Source organism: Pseudoalteromonas sp. MMG012, assembly GCF_018100875.1.
Classification (GTDB): domain Bacteria; phylum Pseudomonadota; class Gammaproteobacteria; order Enterobacterales; family Alteromonadaceae; genus Pseudoalteromonas; species Pseudoalteromonas aurantia.
On the sequence record NZ_JAGJEF010000031.1, the window covers coordinates 15,109 to 21,186 of the forward strand.

A 6,078-nucleotide genomic window follows, 5' to 3' on the forward strand; every position below is an offset into this window, starting at 1 on the left:
CTCCTTAATTGAGAATAATTTGCGAATGCTGCTCCCAAGCAGACTGGTCCGAAATAATAATCTTGTCACCGGCATTTAAGCCAGAGATGATTTCTACGGTATTTGTTGATACTTGACCAAACTCGACTTTCACTCTTTGCGCAGTTTTTGCGTCATTATTTACTCTATATACATAAGCTTGGCTATTCTCTGATGCAAAAGCTGGACGCTTCACGTTTAACACATTTTCTTTATCTGCAATAGAAATAGTGCCTTCGACACTAAGGTCGGGTCTGGCTTCGGGCGGTAATTTTCCTTGTAGGCTCACTTCAACTTGCACCGTACCTTCAACGACGTTTGGATCTATTCGTACCACAACGCCGTTTACAGTCGAAGTTCTCGTATCTACTTTGACTGTTTGACCTAGTTGAATGTTTTGTACTTGAAGTTCTTGTACTTTCAGCTCTGCCTTAAAATCATCTAGCTGAGCAATTTTAGCAACGCCATCCCCACTTGCTAGTTGCTGACCTAATTCAAGATCCATTTCTTGTACAACGCCGTCAGAGGTAGCAATAATAGATAGTGCATCCACTTGGCCCTGAACTTGCTGCAGTATTTTGTGCATTTTGTTTAATCGTGCTTTCGCACCTTCTTTATATGCAGCGAGGTTTTCTTCCATTTTTTTGTATTGTTGCGCTTGTAACTTCTGTTGTAATTCAATTTTCTTCATACTCAATTTTGTTTTTGAGTGGTCAAGAGCTGATATTGTTGAGTTTCCTGCTTCGATAAGGGCTTTTTGTGCATCAAGTACTAGCTTGGTTGTATCATATTCACTGTCGGTTTCGAGTAGTGTTGCCTTTAGCTGAAATAACTTCGACTCTAGGGCGACTTGTTCCGCCTTCTTTTCTGCTGTTAAGGCTTCCAGTTCCCATTTAGTTTCTTCTCTTTTTTGCACTAGCTGTGGGTTTTGTAATGTGACTAAAACATCACCTCGTTTTACATTGTCACCAGGCATACGCCAAATTTGTTTAACTCGTCCGTTGATGTCTGTAGAGATCCAATGAATTTCTTTTGGGACCAAGATGCCGTAGCCTCTGACGCTAATGTCGAAATGACCTCTTTGTACATCGGCAAAAAGGAGGCTGCGATTATTTGCAATGTAAGAAGCATTTGAGTAACCACTACTAAGAAAGATATAAAATATAGTTATTGCGGCTATACCGGCAGCAGCTAAATACCATTTTTTCTTGTTAGTTGCTTTCTGGCCTTTTTTATCAATTGTAATATCCATGAACTCTACCGTGAACTGTCTGCTGTGGACTAAACATGGCATTATTCGTGCCAAATTATTTTTATCTAAAAATATATATAAAAATCATAGTTTTAAGCTTGTTTTAATGGAACTCATTGATGAAGCACTACTGTGTCGTTTTCGAAGCATAACTCTATTTTTGTATCGAAAATGACACATTAATTAGAAAAAGCAATTGTATGTATATTTCTGAAATTGGCTCTTTCTGTTGCTAGTACAATTTCAATTCCTTGACGTTTATCTTCCTCTAATTCATTTGCTGAAGACAACAAAAAGCTTAAAAATGAAGCATTATTCTGTTTTGTTTCATGTTTGTTTGCAAGTGTTATTTTTGGTGTTAATTGGTTGATTTTATGTTTACAAAAGGTTAGATTATTTTTCAGGTTAATTTTTGCCCTGTTTGTTTTTTGCGCTTTTTGGACGTGTTTATTGACCGGAAATTGTTGTAATAAGTAATGGAAATATCGGTTTTTAGTTGTTGTCGACCCGTAATTTAAGGAGTCGCAAGCATTGATAATAATTAATAATAACAATAAAAAAAGGATTGACGACTCGTGTTTAAGAGTAAACCTCTCATTTCAAGAGTGATATTTTTCATTTTGATACCATTGGCTGTCGTGGTTGTTTATGGGTTGACCTATTTACAATCGAGCTTGCCACCGGCAGAAGGCACATTGAATGCACCGACATTGGCTCATAGTGTAAAAATACACCGAGATAAACACGGTGTTGTTTATATTAAAGGTAAGCACGATCAAGATGTATTTTTTGCCACGGGTGTCGTACATGCTCAAGATAGGCTGTGGCAGCTAGAGTTACAAAAGCGTATGACTCAAGGTCGTTTAAGTGAAATACTGGGACGCGAAGCACTCGATAGTGATATTTGGATACGAAGCTTAGGCATACACTCAGCGGCAGAGGTAGCGTGGCAAAACTTATCTATACCAGCAAAGCAATCTATTACATCATATGTTGCAGGTATCAATTATTGGATATTACAGCAAGATGTTTACCCGATAGAATTTACTCTACTAAATATTGAACCTCAGCCATGGGACGAGGTTGATACTATTGCTTGGGTAAAAATGTTTGCACTTAACTTAGCAGGTAATATGAATGATGAAATTACCAATTATGTTGCAGCACAATCGTTACCCAGCGAACAATTGACACAATTATTTGCGGATATAGCAGAGAAGCTCAACACTGAAAAGCTTACTTATCTGGATACTGACAAAACCCTACCGATATTAGACAGTATTAATAAACGAAATCAACAGTTACAGCAGCAGTTTAATATAGGGGGTAAATATGTAGGGAGTAATGCGTGGGTTGTAAGTGGTAGTCATACCGAGAGCAACAAAGCCATTTTAGCAAATGACCCACATTTAGGGTTACAAATTCCTTCATTTTGGTACGCAATGGCTCAGCAAGGCGATATTTTATCAAGTGAGGGCATGGCATTGGTTGGTACTCCTTTAGTGATTTTTGGGCAAAATGATAAGATCAGTTGGGGTGGTACAAACATGATGGCAGATGTTCAGGACCTCTATTTTGAAACACTTAATATCAATAAAAAAGGGTTGTATAAGTCAGGCGGAGAATGGGTACCGCTGCATGAGCGTATAGAAACGATTGAAGTTAAACCTGATGTCCCAGAGTTACTTAATAAGAAAATTAAACCTGTGAAGATTTATGTAAGGGAAACTGAACGTGGACCTTTGATCAGTGATGTTGAGAAATCAATGATGCATCCAGTGTCATTGCGTTGGACTGGGTTAGATGCTGATGATACTTCTTATGAAGCATTTTTCAGGCTTAACTACGCGAACGATTGGCAAGGTTTTCAAGATGCGCTTGGATTCTTAGTTGCTCCCGCGTTGAATGTACTCTACGCCGACACGCAAGGTAACATAGGTTATGTTGGGGCGGGTCGAGTGCCACGACGCGTAGCAGGTGAAGGGCTGTTACCTCTACCAGCAGGTGAAGTGAATACTGATTGGGATGGATACATTCCCTATCAAGATATGCCAAAAATATATAACCCAGACAGTGGTGTTATTGTGTCTGCAAATGACGGTTTACTTGTTGAGGATTATCCATACTTTATTAGCCATGCGTTTGCCCCTAGCTACCGCAGTGAACGTATTAGTACGCTACTTAAAGAAGCGGAACGGCCATTAGTCGTGGACGATATGATTAATATTCAGGGTGATACGGTAGATATAGCGGTGCAACATTTTTTACCTTTATTAAGGGATATTGAAGTAAACACAGAGCGAGAAAAAGCAGCTCTTGGTATCGTAAAAAACTGGAATGGAAATATGTCCGAGGCCAGTCAGGCGCCGAGTATTTTCATTGTGTGGCAGCGTGAGATCCGTAAGCTATTGCTGAAAGACGAATTGGTTGGTTTCTGGAATCAGCGGGGGCAGCGGAGTACGTTGCAAAATATTGCCAGTACTGTGCCTTTATCGGTAATCGCTAAGTTACTTCAGCAACCGACATGGTGTAAGACGTCAGAGTCTGAGTCATTAGATGAAAGTTGCCAACAACTTGTCAATAAAGCACTCCAACAAGCACTCAATATATTGGAAAACCAATTAGGTCAGGATATGGATGATTGGCATTGGGGGGCGCTACAACATACGCAATACGCTCATACACCATTTAGTAACGTTAAAGTATTGGATGGCATTTTTGAACGCTTAGTACCTAACGGAGGATCGGTTCATTCAATTAATGTTGCTGATTCTTATTACGACAAATCTCAAGGGTTTGTGCAGGATTTTGGTGCAGGGATGCGACAAATCATTGTCGTGGGAGATCCTAATCAACATTTTTATATGAACTCAACGGGGCAATCTGGTAATCCTGTTAGTCAACATTATGACGACATGGTAATAAAATTCAATCAGTTGCAATTTGAAAGATTTAACCCTGAGCCTGCAAAGCTCAAATATGTTGAGTTAGTTACGAGTCACTAGTCAGAAATTATGTGATTGGGATATGGCGTATGCCATATGGATGACTACTTAATAAGGATAATTATGAAACTGTTTGATGTATTTACGAAAAAAGCACCTAATAAAGTATTTATTGCGATCTTATTAGGTGCTGTAGCCGGTATTGCTTATTCGCTATTGATCCCACTGGTATTAAAAGCATTAGAACCTACCTTGGGGGGGTTAGCGACTGACTCGGATAAACTACAGGTCTTTGGCTGGGTGATAAGCAGTGCCAAATTTGCCATCGCATTTTGCATTTTATGTGGACTTATCTTTATTACACGGTCTTTATCACAAGTCCTTCTGACGCATATTGCTTTAGAGGTTACAACTGAAATGCGTAAAGATATGTATTATCGGATCCGAAAAGCTCCCATTTTCTCCCTAGAAAAAGTGGGGTCAGCAAAACTAATTGCAGCATTGACGACAGATGTTCAGCGCATCGTAATGGGGGCAAGAGTGTTGCCTGATTTGCTCACTAATGGTGTTACTTTACTAGGTATGATGATTTTCTTATTTTACTTAAACAGTGATGTCTTTTTCTTCGTTGCTTATTGTATTTTGTTTGGGGTCGTGACGTATCAACTGCCTATGTACGTAAGCCGTATTTATATTACTCGATCTCGTAAGCATGTTGACCATTTACAAGAGGGTATACGCGGCATTATTCAAGGTGCAAAAGAACTAAAGTTAAATAAAGCAAAAAGCGATGATTATTTTGATCATGCACTTTATCAGCAAGAGAGGCAAATTCTTGCATCGGACAAAATTGCGCAGAGTGTACTTCGAGTCGCTGTTAATTATGGTGATATTTTGAGTTTTATGGTCATTGGTATGATCAGCTTTGTGTTCGTCAATTATCACCAAGTTTCCTCGTCGGAGTTAATTGGTGTCGTCATGGTGTTGCTTTATATTGCTGGGCCCGTTTCTGTGATCCTCAATTCAATTCCGCAAATAGCCATCGCTAAAGTATCAGTCAGAAAGGTTAATGCATTATTAAATACCTTACCAGAGGAAACTTGTATTGAGCATGTTCAAGCGATTGATAGTTGGCATCAGATCCGATTTGATAAAGTGAGTTTTCAGTATACTGCACATGATGATAGCCCTGGTTTTAAGGTGGGCCCGCTGAGCTTTGAAATTCAAAAAGGTGAGATTGTTTTTATCATAGGTGGTAACGGTTCCGGTAAATCAACATTAAGCAAGTTAATCACTTTGCATTATCAACCCAGTGAAGGTGATATTTACTTCGGTAATACCAAGGTAACGGAAGAAACGTTGGCCAGTTGTCGCGAAGAGTTAACGGCTATTTATTCAGATTATCATTTGTTTAAGCGCCTATTTGGATTGAAAGTTGAGCCTGAACGGATCCAACTATTGCTTGCAGCTTTAGATTTAACTGACAAAGTCAATGTTGTTGATAACGCATTTTCTACGACGTCACTTTCGGATGGACAAAGAAAGCGGTTAGCTTTGTTAGTGAGTGTATTGGAAGATAAGCACTTATATCTTTTCGATGAGTGGGCAGCCGATCAAGACCCCGAGTTTAAAAATGTTTTTTATACCGAGATTTTGCCGCAATTAAAAGCCGAAAATAAAGCTGTGGTCGTTATCAGTCATGACGATAGATACTTTAAAGTTGCTGATAAAATAATTCGAATGGAGCAAGGGCTGCTCTCTATGCAGCAGCCAGTTACAACTGTTCCTTCAACATCACCTGAGCTTGCAGAGCTAAATGGTTAATCGTATTGCGATGATAAAAAGAGCTAGGAAAAGAAAGTT

3 protein-coding genes are annotated in these 6,078 nt (G+C 39.2%); 2 read left to right on the plus strand and 1 reads right to left on the minus strand.

Annotated elements, in window-relative coordinates:
- Nucleotides 1-4: 4 nt before the first annotated feature.
- On the minus strand, nt 5-1,270 hold the full coding sequence (locus J8L97_RS12035; protein WP_211049991.1) for an efflux RND transporter periplasmic adaptor subunit: 1,266 nt from the start codon (nt 1,268-1,270) through the stop codon (nt 5-7).
- Between the two features lie 575 nt (nt 1,271-1,845).
- On the opposite strand from J8L97_RS12035, the gene J8L97_RS12040 reads away from it, so the two are divergent.
- Together J8L97_RS12040 and J8L97_RS12045 are read left to right on the plus strand one after the other, a co-directional pair.
- Entirely contained in the window at nt 1,846-4,275 is a 2,430-nt protein-coding gene (locus J8L97_RS12040; protein ID WP_211049992.1) for a penicillin acylase family protein, read from the plus strand.
- Between the two features lie 63 nt (nt 4,276-4,338).
- Nucleotides 4,339-6,039 (plus strand): cyclic peptide export ABC transporter, encoded by a 1,701-nt coding sequence (locus J8L97_RS12045; protein ID WP_211049994.1) that lies wholly within the window; start codon nt 4,339-4,341, stop codon nt 6,037-6,039.
- Nucleotides 6,040-6,078: the final 39 nt, after the last annotated feature.